Below are 21685 nucleotides of genomic sequence, written 5' to 3'. Positions count from 1 at the left end.
CGGGTGGGCCCAGTTGTAGCTTGCAGCGAAAGGGCGACGGCCAAGGACCCAGGGGGGCTCAAACGGAGGTTCGATCGTATGGAGGCACAGCGATGAGCGGCACGCTCACCGTGGAGGAGCGGGGAAACGTCCTGGTGGCGACCATCGCCAACCCGCCCCACGCGTTGCTGGACGCGGCGATCCACATGGAGCTGGCGGCGCTGGCCCGACGCGCGGACGAGGATTCCGGCGTCGGGGCGGTCGTCCTCACCGGCGCGCATCCGGAGCGCTTCGTCGCGCACTTCGACGTCAGCCTCGTCCTCGCGAACGCCGAGTCCTCCCCACCGATGAGCCCCAAGACGGCGCACGCCGCCCTGAAGGCCGTCGGCGCGGCCCTGCGCGTTCCTGGTTCCCAGGAGGCGCTGCGCCGTAGCCCGGCCGCCGGGCTGGCGGTCATGGAGCGCATGCGCCAGGTCAGTCTGGGGATCGAACGCTGCGCGGCCGTGTGGATCGCGGCTCTCAACGGCCATGTGGGCGGCGGTGGTTGTGAGCTCGCCCTGGCCTGCGACATGCGGCTCATGGCCGACGGCGACCACTGCATCGCCCAGCCCGAGGTCTTCCTGGGCTTCCCGCCGGGCGGCGGGGGGACCCAGCGGCTCACGCGGCTGCTGGGCCGAGGCGCCGCCTTGCGCATGTGTCTGGACGGCGGGCCCCTCACCCCCAAGGAGGCGCTGGACATCGGGCTGGTCGACGAGGTCGTCGACCCGGAGCGGTTGGTCGAACGAGCGGTCGAGGTGGCCTCCCGCCTCGGACGGCGCCCGAAGGCGGCGATCGGCGCGATCAAACGCGCCGTCAACGTCGGCGGCTCACTGCCGCTCGTGGACGGTCTGCGCCTGGAGGCGGCGGAGTTCCTGAGCGCGATCACCACGCCGGAGGCGATCACGGCGATGAAGGCCTACGCGGCGGCGACGGAGGAGCTGGGCGATCTCCCGGCGTCCGATCCCCGCGTCGTCGACGAGGTGCTCGAGCGCGGAAGGTTCGCGTGATGGCCGGCCGGATCGTGGTCTTCGGGGCCACGGGCTACACCGGGGAACTCGTCGCCCGCGCCCTCGTCGCCCAGGGAGCCCGCCCCGTACTCGCCGGCCGCTCCGCCCGGCGCCTGGAGCGGCTCGCCACCGAGCTCGGCGGCCTGGACACCGCCGTCGCCGAGGTGGACCGCCCGCGGACGGTACGCGAGCTCGTGGACCGCGGCGACGTGCTGGTCTCCACGGTGGGCCCGTTCGACTCCTGGGGCGACCCCGCGGTCGAGGCGGCGATCGCGGCCGGGGCGACCTACTTCGACTCGTCCGCGGAGCAGCGCTTCATCCGCCGCGTGTTCGAGCACTACGGGCCGAAGGCGGCCGCCGCCGGATGCGGCCTGCTCACCGCCTTCGGATTCGAATGGGTGCCCGGCCATCTCGCCGGAACCCTGGCCCTGCGCGAGGCCGGGCCGGACGCCGTGCGCGTGGACATCGGCTACTTCCCCCACGGCGGCGGGAAGAGCCGCGGCACGCGGGCGAGCCTGAAGGGCTTCATGCTCGAGCCCTCCTTCGGCTTCCGCGGCGGGCGGCTGCGGCCGGAGCGTACGGGCGTGCGGATGCGAGCCTTCGACATCGGCTGCTCCACGCCGCGCTACGGGGCCAGCGTCGGCGGTACGGAGCACTACGGGCTGCCGGCGGCGCACCCGACGCTGCGCGACATCGACGTCATCCTCGGCTCCTTCGGGTCGCTGTCCCGCGCGATGCCCGTCCTGTCGGTCGGCATCGCGGCGGCCGCGCGGATCCGGCCGGTCAAAGCCGGGCTCACGGCAATCCTCGACCGGCAGGCGGCGACCGGCTCCATCGGCGGTCCGGGCCCCACGGCACGCGAACGGAACGGCACGACGGTGGTGGCCGAAGCGTTCTCTCCCGAAGGGGACCGGCTCGCGCGCACCACGCTGCACGGCGTCAACGGGTACACGTTCACCGGCAACTTCCTCGCCTGGGGCGCGATGACCGCGTCGCAACACGGCGTGGACGGAGTCGGCGCGCTCACCCCGCTGTCCGCGTTCGGATTCGACGCGTTCCACTCGGGCGTCACGAAGGCCGGCCTCACGTGTGCGGAGGACACGTCCCTGAGCGGTCGGCGGCCGCCGGGGACGTGACCGGCCGACGCCTGGTCAACCGGGCGGCGCCACGAGGAGACTGGCGCCATGGAGCTCTCTGTGGCGGTCAACGACGGTGAGGTATGGGCGGACGACTCGGGAGGGGACGGCCTGCCGCTGGTCCTGCTGCACCCGGGAGTCGGAGACTCCCGCATCTGGGACAAGGTCATGCCGCACCTCGTGCGGCGGCACCGGGTCATACGGTACGACGCCCGGGGCTACGGGCGGTCCCCCCAGCCCACCTCGCGGTACTCGTTGGTCGAGGACCTGGTCGCGGTCCTCGACCACTTCGAACTGAGCCGGGTGGCCCTGGTCGGCTCCAGCATGGGCGGTGCCACGGCGATCAGCCTCGCCCTCGACGACCCCGCGAGGGTCGCCGCACTCGCCTTGTTCTGCCCGGGTGTCACCGGCGATGCCGGGCTGGCCTCACCGGAAATGATGGCCGAGATCGAGAGGCTCGCGAAGGCGGGTGACATGGACGGCCTGGTGGCCCTGGCGCTGCGCACCTGGGCGGCGGCCGGAGTCGGTGTCGATGCCGATACCGACGCCAACGCCGAGGCCGAAGCCCAGCTGCGAGCGGCGATCCCGGCATGGTTCGCCAACCACCCGTACCAGGTGCCGGACGCACCCGCCTTCGACCGGCTCGGCGAGCTGGCCGCGCCCTGCGTGCTGGCCCTGGGGGAGCGGGATCAGGCCGAGGTGGTCCGCTGCAACGAGGAGATGGCCGCGCGCATCCCCGGCTGCCGACTGGTGAGGCTGCCGGGGAGCGACCACGTTCCGTCGCTGCGTGAGCCGGACACGGTCGCCAGGCTGGTCCTCGAGCTGTGCGACGGCGTGCGGTGACCGCCGCTCGTCGGGTTCAGCTCTTCTGGACCTGCAGGATCTCCTGGACGGCGGTCATGCACAGGGAGCAGTAGCGTTCCGTGAGCGCGTCCTGGCGGATGGACGTCAGGGGGTCGCCCGCGGCGAGGTTCCGCCCGCACAAGGTCGTGCAACCGTCCCTCTCGGCCATGACATGCCAGACAGGCCCCGGGCTGCTGGTCGTCGCGGGTCCGGCACGCATCTCGTACATCGGCTGCCTCCTGGCCTGCGACCACGGGCCCGGCCTCCCGCCCGCTCCTCCCATGGAAAGCCCCAGTACCTGATCGGACCAACTGATGGAGTCCGTTCGGGCGACGGGCCCAGCGCACAGTGCCGGAGTTCCCTGGAGAGGGTTTCCTCGCCCGCCTGCGGGTACCCGGGGAGCCGATCGGTCCGCGTCGGCTCGCGGCGCCCGGGGCGCACGTCAACGGGGGCGGGCCCGGCCCACCGGACCGAGGCCGCACCGCACCGCGACTCCGTCGAACCCGGAGAGGAAGCGATCCGCGATGAGCAAGGGCAAGGCCAAGGCGAAACAGATCAAGGGCAAGATCAAGGAGACCCTGGGCAAGGCCACGGGCGACAAGTCCACGGAACGCGAGGGGCGGGGTGAGCATCTGACCGGTAAGGCGCGGGAGGCGGCGGAAAAGGCGGCCGACAAGGCCCGGAAGAGGTTCGGTCACTGACTCATGGTCTGAGGGGAGCTCAGCATGCCCGCCCCCGTGGTCTGAGGGGAGTTCAGCGTGCCCGCCCGCGTGGTTTCAGCTGTGTGGCGGGCAGGGCCGGGGCGGGCAGCGGAGCGCCGTGGTAGCCCTTGACCTCACCGAAGCGGGCCCCGGACATCCAGTCCTCACGAGCCTGCGCGATGTCCTCGTGCGACCGTCCGACGAAGTTCCACCACATCACGATCCGCTCCTCGAACGGCTCGCCCCCCAGCAGCATGAAAGCGCTGTCCACGTCGGCGCGCAGGGGCAGTTCGGAGCGCCCGCAGCCCAGGTACAGCAGTGAGCCGGGGGCCAGCCGTACGCCGTCGACCTCCGCCTCACCGGAGATGGTCAGCGCGGCGTACTCGTAGTCGGGCCGGACCGGCAGGCGGGTGTCCGTGCCCGCCGCGAGTGCGACGTCCGCCCCGACCAGCGGGGTGAAGGTGCTGCCGGGGGAGACCGCGCCGTCCAGCTCGCCCAGGATGACGGTGGCCCGCAGCCCGCCGCCGCCCGTGACCCGCGGCAGTTCGGCATGGTGCTCCCAGCGCGGCTCGATGTGCCGGTCGCCGTCCGGGAGCGCGACCCACAGCTGCGCGCCGTGGAGGTAGCGGGCGTGCTCCCGCGGCGACTCCTCGGAGTGCGCGATGGCCCGACCGGACGTCATCAGCCCCAGCTCGCCGGGGCGCAGCGTCTGGAGGCTGCCCAGGCTGTCACGGTGCAGTACCTCGCCGTCGTGCAGCCAGCTCACCGTCTGCAGACCCATGTGCGGGTGCGGCGGGACCTGCATCCCCGGTTCCTCGGCGATGTCGTCGGGCCCGTAGTGGTCGACGAAGCACCACGCCCCGACCATCCGCCGCCCGATGCTGGGCAGCAGGCGGCGGACCACCGTGGACTCGCCGAGCGGAACGTCCTTGCCGGACAGCAGTTCGCGGACCGGTCGCGCGGTGACATCGGCGCGCCCGCCGCACACCGTCGCCGGGGGCCTGAGGTCGAGGTTGCTCATGACGGAACTCTCCCATCGCGGACGTGGTCGTTGTCGCGGCCGGCACCACGGGTCCGTGCCGGTTCGTACGTGGCGACGGCGGCGGCCACCAGCGCGGCGCCCAGGAGCCAGCCGCCCAGGACATCGCTCGTCCAGTGGACGCCCAGGTAGACGCGGGTGAATCCCACGCCCAGCACCGATACGGTCGCGACGGCGGCCGCGGGCGCCAGCCAGCGGGTCCGTACGCCGTGCCGTGCGAGCAGCCAGAGCACGAGTCCGCAGGAGACGGTCGCGGTCACGGCGTGGCCGGAGGGGAACGCGAAGTAGTTGCCCGAGTCGACCGGGTCCGGCCAGCGCGGGCGCTCCCGCCTGACCGTCGCCTTGACGGTCCATTGGAGCACCGTGCCCAGCGCCGAGGTGAGCACCACCCAGAACGCGAGCCGCCATTCCCGGCGCCACGCGAGCCAGCAGACCGCCACGGCCAGCAGCGCGCGCATCGTCATCGGGTCCCAGACCCGGTCGGTCAGCACGCGGTTGGCCTCGGTCCAGCCGTCGTGGGCGACCGCCCAGCGATGCAAGGACCGGGAGATCTCCCGGTCGGCGGACTCCAGCGGACCCCAGCCGGCCGCCACCGGCACCAGGAGCAGGAGGAACAGCCCGGCGAGCAGCGTCGCGGTACGCGAGGCACGGGTGGTCGGCACCAGCATGGATCGATGATCGCGCAGAGCCGTGCGCAGGCCAAGCGGGTGGGGAGTGGTGTGCGGGCCGAGCGGGTGTGGAGCGGTGCGCGGGCCGAGCGGGTGCGGAGCGGTGTGCGGGCCGAGTGGGTGTGGAGCCGTGTGCGGGCCGAGCTCGACCGCCCGCGCCTCTCTGCCTAGATCGGTCGCGCCTCTCGGTCGAGCTCGACCGCCCGCCCCGCTCAGCCGAGCGCGCGCAGCGCCGGGACGAAGGTCACCAGCACCGGAACCGCCGGGACGAGGGCCGCCGCGGCCGTCAGCCGCAGCCGCCGTGCCGCCGACAGCCGGGACGCGGGCGCCAGCAGCCGGTCCACCCGGCGCGGCACCGCCGCCAGCGGCGCGGGGCAGGGGCCGAACACCCCGCGGTCCTCGTTGAGTTCGACCAGCGCCAGCGCGGTGGTCAGCCGCCCGAAGCGGCGGGAGGCGGCGTCGTCGGCGGCCAGTTCGACCAGCCGGTGCACCTCGTCGCGGAACGCGGCGAAGACCGGCACCTGCGGAAAGCCGGTGGCCAGCGCGGACGCGCAGTGCAGCAGCCAGTCGTGCCGGGCCCGCGCGTGCCCCTGCTCGTGCGCCAGGATGGCGTCCAACTGCCGGCCCTTGAGCCGGCGCAGCGCCGCCGTGGTGATGACCAGTTGAGGGGTGGGGCTCGGCAGCCACCAGGCGCCGGGCCGCTCGCCCTCCAGGACCACGAGCCGCTCCCCGCGCGGCTCCTCGCCGGGCATCAGCGGGGAGCGTACGAGGAGCTCCGCGCGCCGTTGCCTGCGCCGGGAGCGCGCGCCGCGGACCTCCCGGGTGAGCATCACAACGGTCCATACGGCACCGGCGGCGAGGACGACCGCTACCGGCGCGGCCCACGGACCGTACACCCCCAGGGCATACGCCTCGACCACACCCTGCGGGGCGGGCGCGAAGACGTTGCCCCGCACGGCCTCGGAGGCGGCGGCCGCGCTCAGCGCCATCGCGAGCCCGCAGCACAGCAGCACGCCGACGACCACGCACTGCCACATCCACAGGGCGAGTACGGGTTCGCGGTCGGGCCAGTCGGAGCGGGCCAGCAGACGCGGTGCCATCGCCGCGGCCAGCGTGCCAAGAACCAGCAGCGCGAGCGGGACCATCATGGCGATCAGCCTATGAGCGAGGCACTACCAGGCGGTACGGTCGTGCGGGCGAAGTGACGCACACCACGGTTTCCGTGGCCGGCGCCCGCGGATTCGGCATGTTGGGAGAGGAGCGGCACGCCCGACCGCCTCTTCTGCGTCTGCCTACGGCTACGGCTACGGCTACGGCTACGCATGCGGCTTGGGCTACGCATGCGACTCTGGCTGAGAATGCGCCTCCGCTCACAGCGTCAGCAGCATCGCGCACATCCCCGTGCCCATCGCCACGCGGCAGGCGTCCACCACCTCAGGCCGTTGCGACCAGGCGACCGGGCCCGCACCGCCGACCAGGTCAGCACCCGTGACCGGTACCAGCCGGGCCCCGCCCCGTATGACGTACGCCGCGAAGTACGCCAGCAGCGCGCCGGTGAGCAGCGGTTCGCCGCCGCGCACGCCATCCGCGGGGCCGCCGGTATGGCCCGTGTGCCCGCCCGCGCCGCCCGCCGTCATCGCGACGGCCATGTAGACCATCGCGCAGGCCTCGACGGCGTGATGCATCCGGTGCGGTGGCGGCCGGCCGGTCCAGCGGTTCGGCAGCGGGAGCAGCGCGTGCACCGCCGCCGCGCCGAACACCGCCACGAACACCGGTGGCCCCCATGCGCGTTGGCCCAGCCCGGCCGCCGGGACCGCCATCACCGCCATGCCCCATGCCATGAGCGCCTCCTCCCCGGCCGATCGCCGTAAGTCCGGCGGGGCCGCGCGCAGCCGCAGCAGGCAGTACGCCCCGGTCGCGGCGCCGAGCGCCACCAGCAGCCAGCCGACGAGCGGTGGTCCGTGCACGGCGCACCTCCGTGGGGGCACTCCGGGTACCGGCGGTCTCCTTCCCATTCGGCCACCCGGCTACTCGGGCATCCGGCCATCGGGCCATCGGGGCCATCCGGCCGAAGGTCGAGAGAGGGAGGGGTACGTCCGGAGCATGCCCGCGCGCGCCCGGCGTACGGCAGCGCACGGGCGCGGCCGGGGAGCGCGGCGCGCTTCAGTGGGCCACGGGCGGCGGAGGCTCCTCCCCGAAGACCCAAGGGGCGAGGACGACCAGCCAGCCGTCGGGGTCCTCAAACAGGACCGCGCCCCGTTCGGGCCAGTAGGGATTCGCCGCGGGGACGGGCCGGTGGCCGTGCTCGGCGAGCGCGCGCACCGCGGCGGCGACGGCCTCCGGGCCGCGCAGATAGAGCACGAGCTGGTTCTCCGGATGCGGCTCGGGGATCCTCGGGGGCGTTCCGTGCTGGGTGATCTCCATGTGGACAGGGGTTCCGGGGAGCCCGAAGAGCAGGCCGTCGTAGCCGCTATGGCCCCGCCATTGGCCGAGCACGGGGAGGCCGAGGGCGTCGCGGTAGAAGACCAGGACGTCGTCGTAGCGGGCGGTTGGCCGGGCGAACCGCACGGCGCCGACGTCGAGATGGGCGGGCCAGGAAGTCGTCATGGGGGTGATGCTGGCATCCAGGGCGGGCGCGCCACATCGGGCGCCGGGCCTCGGTCCGGAGACCGAGTCGGCTGGCCGTCCGGCCCGGGGGCGGGCCGGCCGGGCGCGATCCCGCCCGGCGTCTTCCGGTCCTGCCGAGCCCGGCGCGGTCCGGTGGCCTGCTCGGCGCACGTTCCCACGCCGCCAGGCCCGGCGCGGTCCGGTCCCGCCCGTCGCGGCCCGCCCAGCCTCACACCGGGCCCGGTGCGCTCAGCCCCGCCTGTCGCGGTCCGTCTCGACCCGCCCGTCGGCGGTTGCGCGTCCGCTCAGCCTCGCCCGGGTGCGGTCCGCCGAACCTTGCCCGGTGCGGTTCGCCCAGCTTCGCCCGGATGCGGTTTGCGCGGCCTCGCCCGTCGCGGTTCGTCTCGACCCGCTCGCCGGCGGTTGCGCGTCCGCTCAGCCTCGCCCGGGTGCGGTCCGCCGGGCCTTGCCCGGTGCGGTTCGCCCGGCCCCGCCCGGGCCCGGCCCGCCCAGCATCGCCTGGCGGCGAAGTGCCGTGCCCGCTCAGCCCCGCCCGGCGGCGGTTCCGTGCCAGCCCCAGCCTCTCCTGTGCCTGCCCAGCCCCGCCCGGCGGCGGTTCCGCGCTCGCTCGGCGTCGCCCGTGCCCGCCCGGCCTCGCCCGTGCCCGGGTAAGGCCGCCGTCAGATTCCAGGGCGATACCGCAGCGGATGGTCCGCGGGTACCTCCACCACGCAGATCCGGACCCCGTCCGGGTCCGCGATCCACATCTCCACCAGCCCCCACGGCTCCTGCCGCGGCGGTCGCAGCACCGTGGCCCCGCCGCCTGCCAGCTCCTCGTGCGCGGCCCGCACATCCGGCACTTGGAGCCACAGTTCGAGGCCGGGTGCCGGCGGTGTGTCGGATTGCCCGGACACCTCCAGGAAGCCGCCACCGAGGAAGTACACCGTGCCGCGCCGCGGCCCCGTGCCGAACTCGCGGTAGACCGCGAGGCCGAGCGTCGTTCCGTAGAAGGCCCGCGTCCGCTCCGGGTCGGTGGGCCGCAGCAGCATCCGGCTGCCCAATACGTGCACCATGCCGTGACCCTACGCGGTCGCTCCCCGCGCGCCCGGTGGCCCGCGCGCACACGTGCCCGCGTCCCGCGTTAGTGTCGACTGCCGCCATACGGCCCGGATTCGCCGTACGGCCCAGACCTACGCCGTAGGGCGCGGAACGCCGCCGCACCCCCACGTCGCGCCGTACAACACACGACGCGCGACGCACGACGCACAGCGCACGGAAGGACACCGCACACCGATGGAGACCGCCGACATCACCCGCCCCGCGGACGCACTGACCTTTCGGGTGGGCACCCGCTCCGATGTGCCGGAGCTCGTGGCGCTCATCGAGTCCGCCTACCGTGGCGAGGCCAGCAAGGCCGGCTGGACGACCGAGGCGGATCTGCTGGACGGCCAGCGCACCGACCCCGAGGGCGTCGCGGCTGTGATCGACGCCGAGAACAGCCGACTGCTGACCGTCGAGCGGGACGGCGAGCTGGTCGCCTGCTGCCAGGTGGAGCGCCGGGGCGAGCACGCGTATTTCGGCATGTTCGCGGTGCGGCCCGCACTCCAGGGCGCGGGCCTGGGCAAGGTGATCATCGCCGAGGCCGAGCGGTTCGCATGGGCCGAGTGGGGCGCGCGGGAGATGCACATGACGGTGATCTCCGCGCGGGAGGAGCTGATCGCCTGGTACGAGCGGCGCGGCTACTCCCGTACCGGGCAGATGAGCCCGTTCCCGTACGGCGACGAGCGCTTCGGCGTCCCGCGACGCGCGGATCTGCAGTTCGAGCTGCTGGTCAAGTCGCTGGTCAAGCCGCTGGTCTGAGCGCGCGTCAAGGCACTGGCCCGCATCGCGTTCAAGCCGTCGGCCTGAACGCGTCAGCCGGTGGACCGTCCTCGCGGGGGCGGGGGCGAAAGGCGGCGCGGGGGCGGGGGCGAAAGGCGGCGCGGGGGCGGGGGCGAAAGGCGGCCAGCCACGCCCGGTGCGCCCGCCGCGCCACGCACCACGCGTCCGAGCCCCCGCCCGGCGATCCCGGTGGTGCCCGCCCACCCGGCGGGCACCACCCGGCGGACCCGCGGGGTTACGCCGTGTAGCGCGTCGCGCGCCGGATCTCCGGGAAGTCCGTCGTGCCGCCGTCGAGTCCGAGCCCCCGCGCCAACCGCAGCTGGTCCTGGGTGTTCACGGTCCACCCGATCACCTTCAGCCCGGCCGCGTGCGCCCGTTCCACCAGCTCCAGGGTGAGGCGGCGGATGTTGAGGACGAGCATCCCGGCGCCGACGGCCCGCGCCCGGTCGATCACGTCCAGCCCGTACCTGCTGGCCACCAGCGCGGTGCGCACCGCGGGCAGCAGGCCGCGGATCTCGGCGAGCGCCTCGTCGTGGAAGGACAGCACGTCGACGCGGCCCAGCAGGTCACGCCGCACCATCACCTCGGCGAGCGCCCGCGCCGCCGCCTTGTCCTTGATCTCGGCCTGGAGCGGAGCCCCCACCGCGTCCAGGACCTCCTCGAAGAGCGGGATCCGCTCGCCCCGCCCGGCGTCGAGTTCCCGCAGCTCGGCGAGCGTGTGCTCGCTGATCGCGCCTGAGCCGTCGGTCGTCCGGTCCACGTCGGCGTCGTGCATCACCACCAGCGCGCCGTCCTTGCTCAGGTGGAGATCCAGCTCGATGACGTCCATGCCTTCGCGTTCGGCTCGGATGAACGACCGGACGGTGTTCTCCGGCTCGACGCCCATCACTCCGCGGTGTCCGATGGTGAGGAAGGTCAACGCAGTCTCGCTTCTGTCGGCTGTGTCTGCTGTATCGGCTCTGTCGGGCTCTGTCGGCTCTGTCGGAGGAGGCTCTCTCCGGGGCCCCCGGTGCCCCTTCCGGCGGCTCTGTCGGCGGCTCTGATCGGCGGCGGCTCCATTCGGCGGCGGACAGCCTAGCGGCCGCCCACGGGCCGAGTGGTGAATGGCGCGATGCCGCCAGGCGACCCGGAGGCGGCCGGGCAGCCACGGGGGTGTGACAGGAAAAACACCGGTCACGGTCTGATGACGCCGGATAATTTCCCGTTGGATCACTTGAGCGGGGGAAGCGCTCATAGATACGGTGGGCTTACGCGAGGTTCTCCTGTGGAGGTTGTGACATGACGGAAATTCTTGCGCCCGAGGCGACAGACAGAGCGGTTCTGCCCGCCCAGCGCGTGGTGGACCACCCTGCCTGGCCCGTGCTCAAGGCCGCCGTGGAGGAGATCCGGCCCTGGCAGTCCGCGGACGGCTCGATCGATCTCGACGCGGAGAACGCCCCTTCGGGTGACACCGTCCGGGCTTCCGTCGACCGCATGACCGCCGCCATCGGGGAACTGGACCCGCTGCTGCCGCACAACGCCGCGTACCACCAGGCGCTCGTCGCCGACCTGCGCCGCTGGGCCGACGGCGGTTTCGGCGTCCCCGACTTCCTCAACTCGCTGCTCGCCTTCCAGCCCGCCCAGCAGCGGGTCGACGGCCTCCAGCACCTCGTCGTCTTCCCCATGTACACGCAGAACGGCAACCCGGACCGCAACTTCGAGGCCGTCGTGCTGCGCATGGTCTGGCCGGAGTGGCTGTCCGACCTGGAGCGCACCCGCTTCGACAACCCGCTCTTCCTCGGCATCACCTTCGAGGACTTCACCGCCGGGTACGACACCAACTCCGCGGTCCTCTTCCCGGAGACCATCGCCGTCCGCGAGGCCCCCGAGCGCTTCACCTGGGGCGGCATCTTCTGCGACCGCGAGGCCGCGCGCTTCCGCAAGGTCAGCGAGGCCGCCGTCGACGTCCTGGGCATCGAGCTCCCCGAGGACATCAAGCAGCTGATCGCCGACCAGAAGCGCTGCGAGGAGGCGTTCGTCCTGTGGGACATGGTCCACGACCGCACCCACAGCCACGGTGACCTGCCCTTCGACCCCTTCATGATCAAGCAGCGCCAGCCGTTCTGGATGTACGGCCTGGAGGAGCTGCGCTGCGACCTCACCGCCTTCAAGGAGGCCGTGAAGCTGGAGGCCGAGGGCTTCGCCCAGGCCCGCGACGTGCAGTACGCCGTGATCTTCGACCGGATGTTCCGCTTCCCGGTCACCGGCGACCGGGTCCGCAACTACGACGGCCTCGGCGGCCAGCTGCTCTTCGCCTACCTGCACAAGCACGACGTGGTGCGCTGGACCGACAACACCCTGCGCATCGACTGGGAGCGCGCCCCGCAGGTCACCAACCAGCTGTGCGGCGAGATCGAGCAGCTCTACCGGGACGGCATCGACCGCCCCAAGCTGGTGCACTGGTTCAAGGCGTACGAGCTGGTCTCCACCTACCTCGCCCCGCACCCCGGCTCCGTATGGGCCAAGGGCCCCGACGCCTTGGACCTCACCCAGCCGCCGCGCAAACTGGTGGATGAGGTACTCGCCGACGAGTTTCCGCTCAGCATGTTCTACGAGGCCCTCGCCAAGAAGCTGCGCGGCGTGATCAAGTCCACCAAGGGCATCACCGCCCACAGCGACATTCAGGCCGCCGCGTGAGCGCGGGGCAGGAGGAGGCGACCGAGATGACCACTCCCACGTCGAGCCCGACCCCCAACGAGCCGAACGGCAGGGGGCCGCTGGACGGCGCCGTCGTCGCCGTCGCCGGAGCCGCCGGACCGGCGGGCCGGGCGGCCCTGCTGCGCCTTGCCGAGGCCGGGGCGACGGTCGTCGCCTGCGACGCCGACCCCGGGCGGCTCGCCGAGGCCGTCGACGCGGCGCGCTACGCCCACGGCGGCGCCACCGTCACCGGCGAGACCGTCGACCTCCTCGACCCGGAGGCCACCCGCGCCTGGGCGGACCGTACGGAGAAGGAGTTCGGCCGGATCGACGGGCTGGTGCACCTGGTCGGCGGCTGGCGCGGCGGCAAGACCTTCGCCGACGCCCCGCTCGCCCACTGGGACACCCTGCACAACCTGCTGATCAAGACCGTCCAGCACACCTCGCTGGCCTTCCACGACGCGCTCCAGCGCAGCGGCAACGGGCGCTACGTGCTGATCAGCGCCGCCGGTGCCTCCCAGCCCACCGCCGGGAACGCCGCGTACGCGGCCGCCAAGGCCGCCGCCGAGGCGTGGACGCTGGCGCTCGCCGACTCCTTCAAGAAGCTGGCGGGCGAGAGCGGTCTGTCGGCCGCGGCTACCATCCTGGTGATCAAGGCGCTGGTGCACGACGCCATGCGCGAGGAGCGCCCGAACGCCAAGTTCGCGGGCTTCACGGACGTCCGCGAGCTGGCCGAGGCCATCGCCGGTGTCTGGGACCGACCCGCCCAGGAAGTGAACGGAACCCGTCTGTGGCTGACCGAAAAGCCGTGACCGCCGACCCCGCCAAGACCGACGCACGGCGCCGTCACGACCCCGAACTGCGCGGCTTCGCCAGCGACAACTACGCCGGGGCCCACCCGGAGATACTCGCCGCGCTCGCCCTCGCCAACGGCGGCCACCAGGTCTCCTACGGCGAGGACGAGTACACCGCGCATCTGCAGAGCGTCATACGCAGCCACTTCGGGTCGTCCGCCGAGGCCTTCCCGGTCTTCAACGGCACCGGCGCCAACGTCGTGGCCCTCCAGGCGATGACCGACCGGTGGGGCGCGGTCATCTGCGCCGGTACCGCGCACATCCACGTCGACGAGTGCGGCGCGCCCGAACGCGTCGGCGGGCTGAAGCTGCTCACGATCCCCACCGAGGACGGCAAGCTCACCCCCGAGCTCATCGACCGCGAGGCGTGGGGCTGGGACGACGAGCACCGCGCCATGCCGCAGGTCGTCTCGATCGCGCAGACCACCGAGGTGGGCACCTGCTACACGCCCGAGGAGATCCGCGCGATCTGCGAGCACGCCCACGAGCGCGGCATGAAGGTCCACCTCGACGGCGCCCGCATCGCCAACGCCGCCGCGACGCTGGACGTCCCGATGAGGACGTTCACCAACGTCGCGGGCGTGGATGTGCTGTCCTACGGCGGCACCAAGAACGGCATGATCTTCGGCGAGGCCGTCGTGGTGCTCAACCCCGACGCCGTGCGGGCCATGAAGCATGTGCGGAAGCTGTCGATGCAGCTCGCGTCCAAGATGCGCTTCGTCTCCGTACAGCTGGAGGCGCTGCTCGCCAAGGACCTGTGGCTGCGCAACGCCCAGCATGCCAACAAGATGGCCAAGCGCCTGGCCGCGGGCGTACGGGCCATCGACGGCGTCGGGATCAAGTACGCCGTGGAGTCCAACGCGGTCTTCGCCACCCTGCCGCACGACGTCGCCGAGCGGCTCCAGAAGCGCTACCGCTTCTACTTCTGGGACGAGGCGGCCGGGCTGGTGCGCTGGATGTGCTCCTTCGACACCACCCCGGAGGACGTCGACGACTTCACCGAGGCGATCGCCGAGGAGATGGGCAAGCGCTAGCTCTGTATGAGTATGCACCCGGCCGTAAATCCATTGACGAGCGGCCGGGTGCTTCGCTACGCTCTGTAGTCATGGAGCTGATCCCGGAGACGGCCGATCCGTCCGCCTACCTCGCCGCCGACGACGCCATCGACCACGAGCATCCGCTGGTGCGGGAGACCGCGGCCCGCCTGCGCGCGGGTGCCCCCGACCCCGACGCGTACGCCCGCGCCGCCTACGAGTTCGTGCGCGACACCATCCCGCACTCGGCAGACGCCGGAGACATGCGTGTCACCTGGCGGGCCTCCGATGTCCTCGCCCTGCGCACCGGCATCTGCCACGCCAAGGCGCACGCTCTTACCGCCCTGTTGCGCGCCGAGGGCATACCCGCGGGGCTGTGCTACCAGCGGCTGGCCGACGACGACGGCTCGAACCCGATGATCCACGGGCTCATCGCGCTCCGATTGCCCGGACGCGACCGTTGGGCCCGCCAGGACTCGCGCGGCAACAAGCCCGGCGTGGACGCGCAGTTCCGCCTCGATGCCGAGCAACTGGCCTGGGTGCCTCGCCCGGAGCTGGGCGAGGTCGACTATCCGACCGTGTGCGCGGCGCCGGCGCCCGCCGTCCTGGCTGCGCTGCAAGGCGCCACCGACCGGCCGCACCTGTGGTGAATACTGCCCGCGGCGCTCTAGCCGCGGCGGTCCAGCACGGCCGCCTGCTCGGGGCTCGGTGCCGTGCCGCCCAGGTGCGCCGGCACCCACCAGGTGTCGTCCGGGCCCTTGGGACGCACCGGGTAGGCCCGCTGCGCCGCCTCCAGCAGGTCCTGCACCCGGGACCGCAGCCGGTCGGTGATCTTGTCGGGGTGCTCCGCCGGGTCGGCCTCCATCGGCTCGCCCACGCGCACCGTGACGGGGAAGTGATTGCGGCCCAGATCCCGCTTGTGGCCCTTGGTCCACAGCCGCTGCGTGCCCCACAGGGCCACCGGGAGCAGCGGCACCCCCGCTTCCTGGGCCAGCCGCGCCGCCCCCGACTTGAACGTCTTCAGCGTGAAGGACTGCGAGATCGTCGCCTCCGGGAAGACCCCGATGATCTCGCCCGAGCGGAGCGCCTTGAGCGCGTGCTTGTACGCCTCCATGCCCGCGGCCCGGTCCACCGGGATGTGCTTCATCGCCCGCATCAGTGGCCCCGACACCCGGTGCCGGAAGACGGACTCCTTCGCCATGAAGCGCACCAGCCGCTTGGCCGGGCGGGCGGTCAGGCCGCAGAAGATGAAGTCCAGATAGCCGATGTGATTGCTCACCAGGACCGCCCCGCCCTGCCGGGGGATGTTCTCGGTGCCCTTGATGTCGAAGCGCAGGTCGAGCGCCTTGAACATGGTGCGGCAGGCACCGATCACCGGCGGGTAGACGAGTTCAGCCATGGGTGGGGGGACCCTTCCTGCTCTCCTGGGAGGTTCTCCCGATGGAAGTTACGCGGCCGTAGGTTGGGGCTTTCGGCAGATCGTGCCCCATGTCGGCCCGGTCTGCTACCGGCAGGACCTCGCTGGCCAGGAGATTCTCGTCACGTCACACGGCAAATGCCCGGAAGCGCACATCGGAATACCTGGTGCGTCCGGCACGCTACAGGCAGGGAATCAGGACCGGAGCACGCGGGAGGGAAGGCGTGGGCGACGAGGTGTGGCTGACTGCCGACCGGATCGGAGGCCGGCTGGGGGATCGTGCCACGCTGGTGCAGTTCTCCAGCGCCTTCTGCCAACCGTGCCGGGCCACGCGGCGCACCCTCGCCGAGGTGTCGGCCATGGTGGAGGGCGTGACCCACATCGAGATCGACGCCGAGGCGCAGCTGGAGCTGGTGCGCGAGCTGGATATCGTGCGCACCCCCACCGTGCTGGTCCTGGACGCCCGGGGTCGGATCGTCCGCCGCGCCACCGGCCAGCCGCGCCGGGCCGATGTGATCGCCGCGCTCGGCCAGGCGGTCTGATCCGGTGTCCGCGGTCTCCGCGCTGGTCGCGGCGTGCCCGGCCCGTGAATCGCACTTGACGCTGCGTACCGCGAATCGCCACTGTGACGCCATGCGGCGCCGATCCCCGCTTCTGTACGGGCGCGCGCACGTGGGCCTGATGCGGACCGCGAGCGCGCGCTGTCCGGACCCGTGAGTCTTCCGACCGCACGGCCTCCGGCACCTCCTCTCGGTAGAAGGACATCCACCCCATGACGGCAACGCCCGACCTCGGCACGCATCGGCTCGCCGCCCCCGAACTCTTCCGTTCCGTCTTCCGCCGGCACGCGGCCGGTGTCGCGGTGATCACGGCGCGGGGCAGCGGCCCCGTCGGCTTCACCGCCACCTCCCTGACCTCCGTGGCCGCCGAGCCGCCGCTGCTCTCCTTCGGCGTGGGCAACGGCTCCTCGTGCTGGCCGGTGCTCGCCGAGGCCGGGCACGTCGGAGTGCACATCCTCGGTGAGGACCAGCGGGAGCTGGCCGCCACCTTCGCGCGCAGCGGTGCCGACCGGTTCGCGCCGCCCACCCGCTGGCGCAGCGGACCAGCGGACGTGCCGCTGCTCGACGGGGTGCTGGCGTGGCTGGTGTGCCGGGTCGCGGCCCGCATACCCGCCGGTGACCATCACGTGGTCATCGCCGAGGCCGTCGCCGGCGACCCCTCGGGCAGCGGCCGCCCGCTGCTGTACCACCAAGGTCGCTTCAACGCGCTGCGGGAGTGAGACGTTGCGTCCGCGGCCGTTGGAAAGGTCACAGTTCAGTGGCCTTGCCTCTCGCGAAACCACTGGGTGTACTGACGAGTAATATTTCGTTCGGCGAGTGGGACGCCCCGACCGGGATCCGGCCCACGAGGCGCCTATGCTGCCAGCACAAGGCAGCTCAAGAGACGATGCAGTAGGAGAGCCGGCGTGAGCTTGAGGATCGTTGTCTGTGTGAAGTACGTGCCCGACGCCACCGGCGACCGGCACTTCGCCGAGGACCTGACCGTCGACCGCGACGACGTGGACGGCCTGCTCTCGGAGCTCGACGAGTACGCGGTCGAGCAGGCGCTGCAGATCGCCGACGAGGCGGACGACGCCGAGATCACCGTGCTGACCGTGGGTCCGGAGGACGCCAAGGACGCGCTGCGCAAGGCGCTGTCCATGGGTGCCGACAAGGCCGTCCACGTCGAGGACGACGACCTGCACGGCACCGACGTGATCGGCACCTCGCTCGTGCTCGCCAAGGCCATCGAGAAGACCGGCTATGACCTGGTCATCTGCGGTATGGCCTCCACCGACGGCACCATGGGCGTGCTCCCGGCGCTCCTCTCCGAGCGCCTGGGCGTGCCGCAGGTGACGCTGCTCTCCGAGGTGTCGGTGGAGGACGGCAAGGTGACCGGCCGCCGCGACGGCGACACCGCCAGCGAGCAGCTGGAGGCGTCGCTGCCGGCCGTGGTGTCGGTGACCGACCAGTCGGGCGAGGCGCGTTACCCGTCCTTCAAGGGCATCATGGCCGCCAAGAAGAAGCCGGTGGAGTCCTGGGACCTGGAGGACCTGGAGATCGACGCCGACGAGGTCGGTCTCGAGGGTGCCTGGACCAAGGTCGAGGAGGCCACGGAGCGCCCGGCGCGCACCGCGGGCACGATCGTCAAGGACGAGGGCGAGGGCGGCAAGCAGCTCGCCGAGTTCCTCGCGGGCCAGAAGTTCATCTAAGGCCCACGCCCCCTCAACCGCCGTCACTTTTCCCGCAGGAGAGCAGAACCATGGCTGAAGTCCTCGTCTACGTCGACCACGTGGACGGCGCCGTCCGCAAGCCCACCCTCGAACTGCTGACCCTGGCCCGCCGGATCGGCGAGCCGGTCGCGGTCCACCTCGGCGCCGGTGCCGACACCGCCGCCCCGGTCCTGGCCGAGCACGGCGCGGTGAAGATCCTCACCGCCGACGCCCCGGAGTTCGCCGAGTACCTCGTCGCTCCGAAGGTCGACGCCGTACAGGCCGCCTACAAGGCCGTCTCCCCGGCCGCCGTGCTCTTCCCGTCCTCCGCCGAGGGCAAGGAGATCGCCGCCCGCCTGGCGGTCCGGATCGGTTCCGGCATCATCACCGACGCCGTCGACCTGGAGGCCGGCGACGAGGGCCCGGTGGCGACCCAGTCGGTGTTCGCCGCCGCGTTCACCACCAAGTCCCGGGTCAGCAAGGGCACCCCGGTCATCACGGTCAAGCCGAACTCGGCCGCCGTGGAGGCCGCCCCGGCCGCGGGCGCCGTCGAGCAGCTCGCCGTCAGCTTCGGCGCGCAGGCCACCGGCACCAAGATCGTCTCCCGTACGCCGCGTGAGTCCACCGGCCGCCCGGAGCTGACCGAGGCCGCGATCGTCGTCTCCGGCGGCCGCGGCGTCAACGGCGCCGAGAACTTCCCGGTCATCGAGGCGCTCGCCGACTCGCTCGGCGCGGCCGTCGGCGCCTCCCGCGCCGCGGTCGACGCCGGCTGGTACCCGCACACCAACCAGGTCGGCCAGACCGGTAAGTCCGTCTCGCCGCAGCTGTACATCGCGGCGGGCATCTCCGGCGCGATCCAGCACCGCGCCGGTATGCAGACCTCGAAGACCATCGTGGCCATCAACAAGGACGAGGAGGCCCCGATCTTCGAGCTGGTCGACTACGGCGTCGTCGGCGACCTGTTCGACGTGGTTCCGCAGCTGACCGAGGAGGTCAAGGCCCGCAAGGGCTGACCCGCCCCGGCTGTGTGCCCAGGATGGCCCCCGTACGCACCGCGTACGGGGGCCATCCGCGTGTCAGACGGGTGTTGACCTGCGAGCATGCCCCCGATAACTTCGCTCTACGGATTGTTGATTCCGTGCAGCGGAAAAGATGGAGGGTGTGGGTATGGGGCAGCACGAGACGGTGACGACGAGCCTCGGCAGCGCCGTGCGCGAGGACATCGCGGCCTCCCTCGCCGCGGTGGACGCCGAACTGGCCGCCCGCTACCCGGGAGACCCCGGCACCCGGCAGCCCGTCCACACCGTCTACGTCCCCGCCGACGCCTTCGCCGCCGACACCGTCCGCGAGTGGGGCGACCAGGCGCTGGCCGCCCTGGACGCGCACGCCCCGGACGCCGCCGCCCTGGCTGCCGTCCTCGGCCTCCCCGACGAGCTGGCGGAGCCCGTCTACGCGCGCGTGCGCGCCAAGTTGGAGCGCGAGCCCATCGAGGACCTGCGGATCGACTTCGAGGACGGCTACGGCCCGCGCCCCGACGCCGAGGAGGACGCCGCGGCCGCCCGCGCCGCCCGGCTGGTGGCCGAGGCGTACGCGAAGGGCACGGCCGCGCCGTACATGGGCATCCGCATGAAGTGCATGGAAGCGGCCGTCCGCGACCGCGGCATCCGCACCCTCGACATCTTCCTCACCGGGCTGACGGAGGCGGGCGGCCTCCCCGCCGGGCTCGTCCTCACCCTCCCGAAGGTGACCTACGCGGAGCAGGTCACGGCCATGGCCCGGCTGTGCGAGGAGTTCGAGAAGGCCCACGGGCTGGAGGCGGGCCGCATCGGCTTCGAGATCCAGATCGAGACCACCCAGGCCATCCTCGGGCCCGACGGCCGGGCCACCGTCGCCCGGATGATCGACGCCGCCGAGGGACGCGCCACCTCCCTGCACTACGGCACGTTCGACTACAGCGCCTCCTGCGGTGTCAGCGCCGCCTACCAGTCGATGGACCACCCCGTCGCCGACCACGCCAAGGCCGTGATGCAGGTCGCCGCCGCGGGCACCGGCGTCCGGCTCTCCGACGGCTCCACCAACGTCCTCCCCGTCGGCCCCACCGAGCGCGTGCACGACGCCTGGCGGCTGCACCACGGCCTCGTACGTCGCTCCCTCGCCCGCGCCTACTACCAGGGCTGGGACATGCACCCCGGCCACCTGCCCACCCGCTACGCCGCCGTGTACGCCTTCTATCGCGAGGGGCTGGAGCAGGCTGCCGCGCGGCTCGCGGCGTATGTGGGCCGGGCGGGCGGCGCCATCATGGACGAGCCCGCGACCGCCAAGGCGCTCAGCGGCTATCTGCTGCGCGGCCTGGACTGCGGGGCGGTCGACCCCGGCGAGGTCGAGCGGCTGACCGGACTGACCCGGGCCGGCCTCGACGAACTCGCCGGCCGGGCGCCGCGCCCGTAACCCGTACGGTTTCTCCCGGCCCGTGCCGACCGGGGTCAGGCGTCCGGCGGCGGGGGGAACTCGCCCGAGCCGCGCACGATGAGACGGGTCGGCAGCACCACGCGGCGCGGCGCGTCCGCTCCGCCGTCGAGGCGGCGGAAGAGCATGTCCGCGGCCGTACGGCCCAGTTGGGCGGGGTCCTGCGCCACCACGGTGACCGCGGGGGAGAGCAGATCGGCCAGTTCGAAGTCGTCGAACCCGACGAGGGCGACGGGCCGGATCCGGCCGGCCAGGACCCGCACGATGGTGACGGTGACCCGGTTGTTGCCCGCGAACAGCGCGGTGACCGGGGCGGGCCCGTCGAGCATCGCCCCCGCCGCGGCCCGCACCCGATCCGGCCCGGTGGGGCCCAGCGACACCCATGCCTCGTCCACCGGCAGCCCGGCGTCGGCCATCGCGGCCCGGTAGCCGCACAGCCGCTCGGCGGCCGTGTGGATGCGGGGCTGGTCGCCGATGAAGCCGATCCGGCGGTGGCCATGCGCGATGAGGTGGGCCACCGCGGTGCGGGCGCCGCCGAAGCTGTCGGCGAGCACCGCGTCGGCGTCGATCCGCGCGGCCGGGCGGTCCACGAAGACGGTGGCGACGCCGGCGGCGATCTCCGGTTCCAGATAGCGGTGGTCGTCCCCGGCGGGGACGACCACCAGGCCGTCCACCCGGCGTGCGCACAGCGCCAGGACCAGCTCCTGCTCCCGCTCGGGGTCCTCGGCGCTGGAGCCGTTGATCAGCAGGGCGCCGTGTGCCCGGGCGACCTCCTCCACCGCGCGGCTCAGCGGCCCGTAGAAGGGGTCCGCGAGGTCCTCCAGGACCAGGCCGATGCTGGCGGTGCGGCCCTTGCGCAGGATGCGGGCGCTGTCGTTGCGCCGGAAGCCGAGGGCGGTGATGGCCTCCTGCACCCGCCGTTCGGTGTCCGGGGTGACCCCCGGCTCGCCGTTGACCACCCGGGACACCGTCTTGAGGCCGACTCCGGCGCGCGCCGCGACGTCCTTCATCGTGGGCCGGGTGCCGTAGCGGCGCGGGACGGAGCTGCGGACAGGGTCGGCCACGGTGCGCTCTTCCTGTTCTTTCG

General features: G+C 72.7%; 25 protein-coding genes. 15 read left to right on the top strand and 10 right to left on the bottom strand.

Annotation, left to right across the window (positions count from 1 at the left end; genetic code table 11):
* The first annotated feature begins 92 nt into the window (after positions 1 to 92).
* From ACQUSR_RS03930 to ACQUSR_RS03920, 3 genes are read left to right on the top strand one after another with little or no spacing between them, the layout of a single operon-like run.
* Positions 93 to 1025 (top strand): enoyl-CoA hydratase/isomerase family protein, encoded by a 933-nt coding sequence (locus ACQUSR_RS03930; protein ID WP_431041122.1) that lies wholly within the window; start codon positions 93 to 95, stop codon positions 1023 to 1025.
* Entirely contained in the window at positions 1025 to 2161 is a 1137-nt protein-coding gene (locus tag ACQUSR_RS03925) for a saccharopine dehydrogenase family protein (protein ID WP_431041121.1), read from the top strand. The genes ACQUSR_RS03930 and ACQUSR_RS03925 overlap by 1 nt, the downstream gene beginning before the upstream one ends.
* A gap of 48 nt (positions 2162 to 2209) precedes the next feature.
* On the top strand, positions 2210 to 3004 hold the full coding sequence (locus ACQUSR_RS03920; RefSeq protein ID WP_431041120.1) for an alpha/beta fold hydrolase: 795 nt from the start codon (positions 2210 to 2212) through the stop codon (positions 3002 to 3004).
* 16 nt (positions 3005 to 3020) lie between these two features.
* Here ACQUSR_RS03920 and ACQUSR_RS03915 read toward each other — a convergent pair whose 3' ends face one another.
* Positions 3021 to 3233: a hypothetical protein gene (locus ACQUSR_RS03915; protein ID WP_431041119.1), complete on the bottom strand. Its 213-nt coding sequence runs from the start codon at positions 3231 to 3233 to the stop codon at positions 3021 to 3023.
* Positions 3234 to 3528: 295 nt separating this feature from the next.
* Here ACQUSR_RS03915 and ACQUSR_RS03910 point away from each other — a divergent pair, with 295 nt between their 5' ends.
* Positions 3529 to 3705, top strand: coding sequence for a CsbD family protein (locus tag ACQUSR_RS03910; protein ID WP_431041118.1), 177 nt, complete (start codon positions 3529 to 3531; stop codon positions 3703 to 3705).
* A 52-nt stretch (positions 3706 to 3757) separates the two neighbouring features.
* On the opposite strand, the gene ACQUSR_RS03905 is transcribed toward ACQUSR_RS03910, so the two are convergent.
* Positions 3758 to 4726 (bottom strand): pirin family protein, encoded by a 969-nt coding sequence (locus ACQUSR_RS03905; protein ID WP_431041117.1) that lies wholly within the window; start codon positions 4724 to 4726, stop codon positions 3758 to 3760.
* Positions 4723 to 5412, bottom strand: coding sequence for a phosphatase PAP2 family protein (locus ACQUSR_RS03900; protein ID WP_431041116.1), 690 nt, complete (start codon positions 5410 to 5412; stop codon positions 4723 to 4725). The genes ACQUSR_RS03905 and ACQUSR_RS03900 overlap by 4 nt, the downstream gene beginning before the upstream one ends.
* Positions 5413 to 5418: 6 nt before the next feature.
* On the opposite strand from ACQUSR_RS03900, the gene ACQUSR_RS03895 reads away from it, so the two are divergent.
* Positions 5419 to 5583, top strand: coding sequence for a hypothetical protein (locus tag ACQUSR_RS03895; protein ID WP_431041115.1), 165 nt, complete (start codon positions 5419 to 5421; stop codon positions 5581 to 5583).
* Between the two features lie 41 nt (positions 5584 to 5624).
* Here the strand turns inward: ACQUSR_RS03895 and ACQUSR_RS03890 are convergent, their stop codons facing one another.
* The 4 genes from ACQUSR_RS03890 to ACQUSR_RS03875 form a co-directional block, all read right to left on the bottom strand.
* On the bottom strand, positions 5625 to 6560 hold the full coding sequence (locus tag ACQUSR_RS03890) for a M56 family metallopeptidase (protein ID WP_431041114.1): 936 nt from the start codon (positions 6558 to 6560) through the stop codon (positions 5625 to 5627).
* 222 nt (positions 6561 to 6782) lie between these two features.
* Positions 6783 to 7379, bottom strand: a complete 597-nt coding sequence (locus ACQUSR_RS03885) for a DUF5134 domain-containing protein (protein WP_431041113.1) — start codon at positions 7377 to 7379, stop codon at positions 6783 to 6785.
* A gap of 196 nt (positions 7380 to 7575) precedes the next feature.
* On the bottom strand, positions 7576 to 8019 hold the full coding sequence (locus tag ACQUSR_RS03880) for a VOC family protein (RefSeq protein WP_431041112.1): 444 nt from the start codon (positions 8017 to 8019) through the stop codon (positions 7576 to 7578).
* A gap of 680 nt (positions 8020 to 8699) precedes the next feature.
* Complete coding sequence (locus ACQUSR_RS03875; protein WP_431041111.1) at positions 8700 to 9092, bottom strand: VOC family protein; 393 nt, start codon at positions 9090 to 9092, stop codon at positions 8700 to 8702.
* A gap of 220 nt (positions 9093 to 9312) precedes the next feature.
* Between ACQUSR_RS03875 and ACQUSR_RS03870 the strand changes: the two genes are divergently transcribed.
* Entirely contained in the window at positions 9313 to 9879 is a 567-nt protein-coding gene (locus ACQUSR_RS03870; RefSeq protein ID WP_431041110.1) for a GNAT family N-acetyltransferase, read from the top strand.
* A gap of 256 nt (positions 9880 to 10135) precedes the next feature.
* On the opposite strand, the gene ACQUSR_RS03865 is transcribed toward ACQUSR_RS03870, so the two are convergent.
* On the bottom strand, positions 10136 to 10819 hold the full coding sequence (locus ACQUSR_RS03865; RefSeq protein ID WP_431041109.1) for a glycerophosphodiester phosphodiesterase: 684 nt from the start codon (positions 10817 to 10819) through the stop codon (positions 10136 to 10138).
* A 359-nt stretch (positions 10820 to 11178) separates the two neighbouring features.
* On the opposite strand from ACQUSR_RS03865, the gene ACQUSR_RS03860 reads away from it, so the two are divergent.
* The 4 genes from ACQUSR_RS03860 to ACQUSR_RS03845 all read left to right on the top strand — a co-directional run bounded on the left by ACQUSR_RS03860 (position 11179) and on the right by ACQUSR_RS03845 (position 15114).
* Positions 11179 to 12576 (top strand): DUF6421 family protein, encoded by a 1398-nt coding sequence (locus tag ACQUSR_RS03860; protein WP_431041108.1) that lies wholly within the window; start codon positions 11179 to 11181, stop codon positions 12574 to 12576.
* A 26-nt stretch (positions 12577 to 12602) separates the two neighbouring features.
* Positions 12603 to 13388 carry an SDR family NAD(P)-dependent oxidoreductase gene (locus ACQUSR_RS03855; protein ID WP_431041107.1) on the top strand — a complete coding sequence of 262 codons (786 nt, stop codon included), beginning with the start codon at positions 12603 to 12605 and terminating at the stop codon, positions 13386 to 13388.
* Positions 13367 to 14464: a threonine aldolase family protein gene (locus tag ACQUSR_RS03850; protein ID WP_431041106.1), complete on the top strand. Its 1098-nt coding sequence runs from the start codon at positions 13367 to 13369 to the stop codon at positions 14462 to 14464. The genes ACQUSR_RS03855 and ACQUSR_RS03850 overlap by 22 nt, the downstream gene beginning before the upstream one ends.
* Positions 14465 to 14535: 71 nt before the next feature.
* Positions 14536 to 15114, top strand: a complete 579-nt coding sequence (locus tag ACQUSR_RS03845) for a transglutaminase-like domain-containing protein (protein ID WP_431041105.1) — start codon at positions 14536 to 14538, stop codon at positions 15112 to 15114.
* Positions 15115 to 15131: 17 nt separating this feature from the next.
* Here ACQUSR_RS03845 and ACQUSR_RS03840 read toward each other — a convergent pair whose 3' ends face one another.
* Positions 15132 to 15863 carry a lysophospholipid acyltransferase family protein gene (locus tag ACQUSR_RS03840; RefSeq protein WP_431041104.1) on the bottom strand — a complete coding sequence of 244 codons (732 nt, stop codon included), beginning with the start codon at positions 15861 to 15863 and terminating at the stop codon, positions 15132 to 15134.
* A 242-nt stretch (positions 15864 to 16105) separates the two neighbouring features.
* Between ACQUSR_RS03840 and ACQUSR_RS03835 the strand changes: the two genes are divergently transcribed.
* From ACQUSR_RS03835 to ACQUSR_RS03815, 5 genes are all read left to right on the top strand, one after another.
* The gene (locus ACQUSR_RS03835; protein ID WP_431041103.1) at positions 16106 to 16423 is read left to right on the top strand and encodes a TlpA family protein disulfide reductase; all 318 of its coding nucleotides are present in this window, start codon (positions 16106 to 16108) and stop codon (positions 16421 to 16423) included.
* Between the two features lie 230 nt (positions 16424 to 16653).
* Complete coding sequence (locus ACQUSR_RS03830; RefSeq protein WP_431041102.1) at positions 16654 to 17160, top strand: flavin reductase family protein; 507 nt, start codon at positions 16654 to 16656, stop codon at positions 17158 to 17160.
* Positions 17161 to 17346: 186 nt separating this feature from the next.
* Complete coding sequence (locus ACQUSR_RS03825; protein ID WP_431041101.1) at positions 17347 to 18132, top strand: electron transfer flavoprotein subunit beta/FixA family protein; 786 nt, start codon at positions 17347 to 17349, stop codon at positions 18130 to 18132.
* Between the two features lie 50 nt (positions 18133 to 18182).
* Positions 18183 to 19145, top strand: a complete 963-nt coding sequence (locus ACQUSR_RS03820) for an electron transfer flavoprotein subunit alpha/FixB family protein (protein ID WP_431041100.1) — start codon at positions 18183 to 18185, stop codon at positions 19143 to 19145.
* A 154-nt stretch (positions 19146 to 19299) separates the two neighbouring features.
* Positions 19300 to 20580, top strand: coding sequence for a DUF6986 family protein (locus ACQUSR_RS03815; protein ID WP_431041099.1), 1281 nt, complete (start codon positions 19300 to 19302; stop codon positions 20578 to 20580).
* A 35-nt stretch (positions 20581 to 20615) separates the two neighbouring features.
* On the opposite strand, the gene ACQUSR_RS03810 is transcribed toward ACQUSR_RS03815, so the two are convergent.
* On the bottom strand, positions 20616 to 21608 hold the full coding sequence (locus tag ACQUSR_RS03810; protein ID WP_431047357.1) for a LacI family DNA-binding transcriptional regulator: 993 nt from the start codon (positions 21606 to 21608) through the stop codon (positions 20616 to 20618).
* Between the last annotated feature and the right edge of the window lie 77 nt (positions 21609 to 21685).

Source organism: Streptomyces sp. P1-3 (assembly GCF_050613155.1).
Lineage (GTDB): Bacteria > Actinomycetota > Actinomycetes > Streptomycetales > Streptomycetaceae > Streptomyces.
This window is presented reverse-complemented; position numbering and strand designations above follow the sequence as displayed.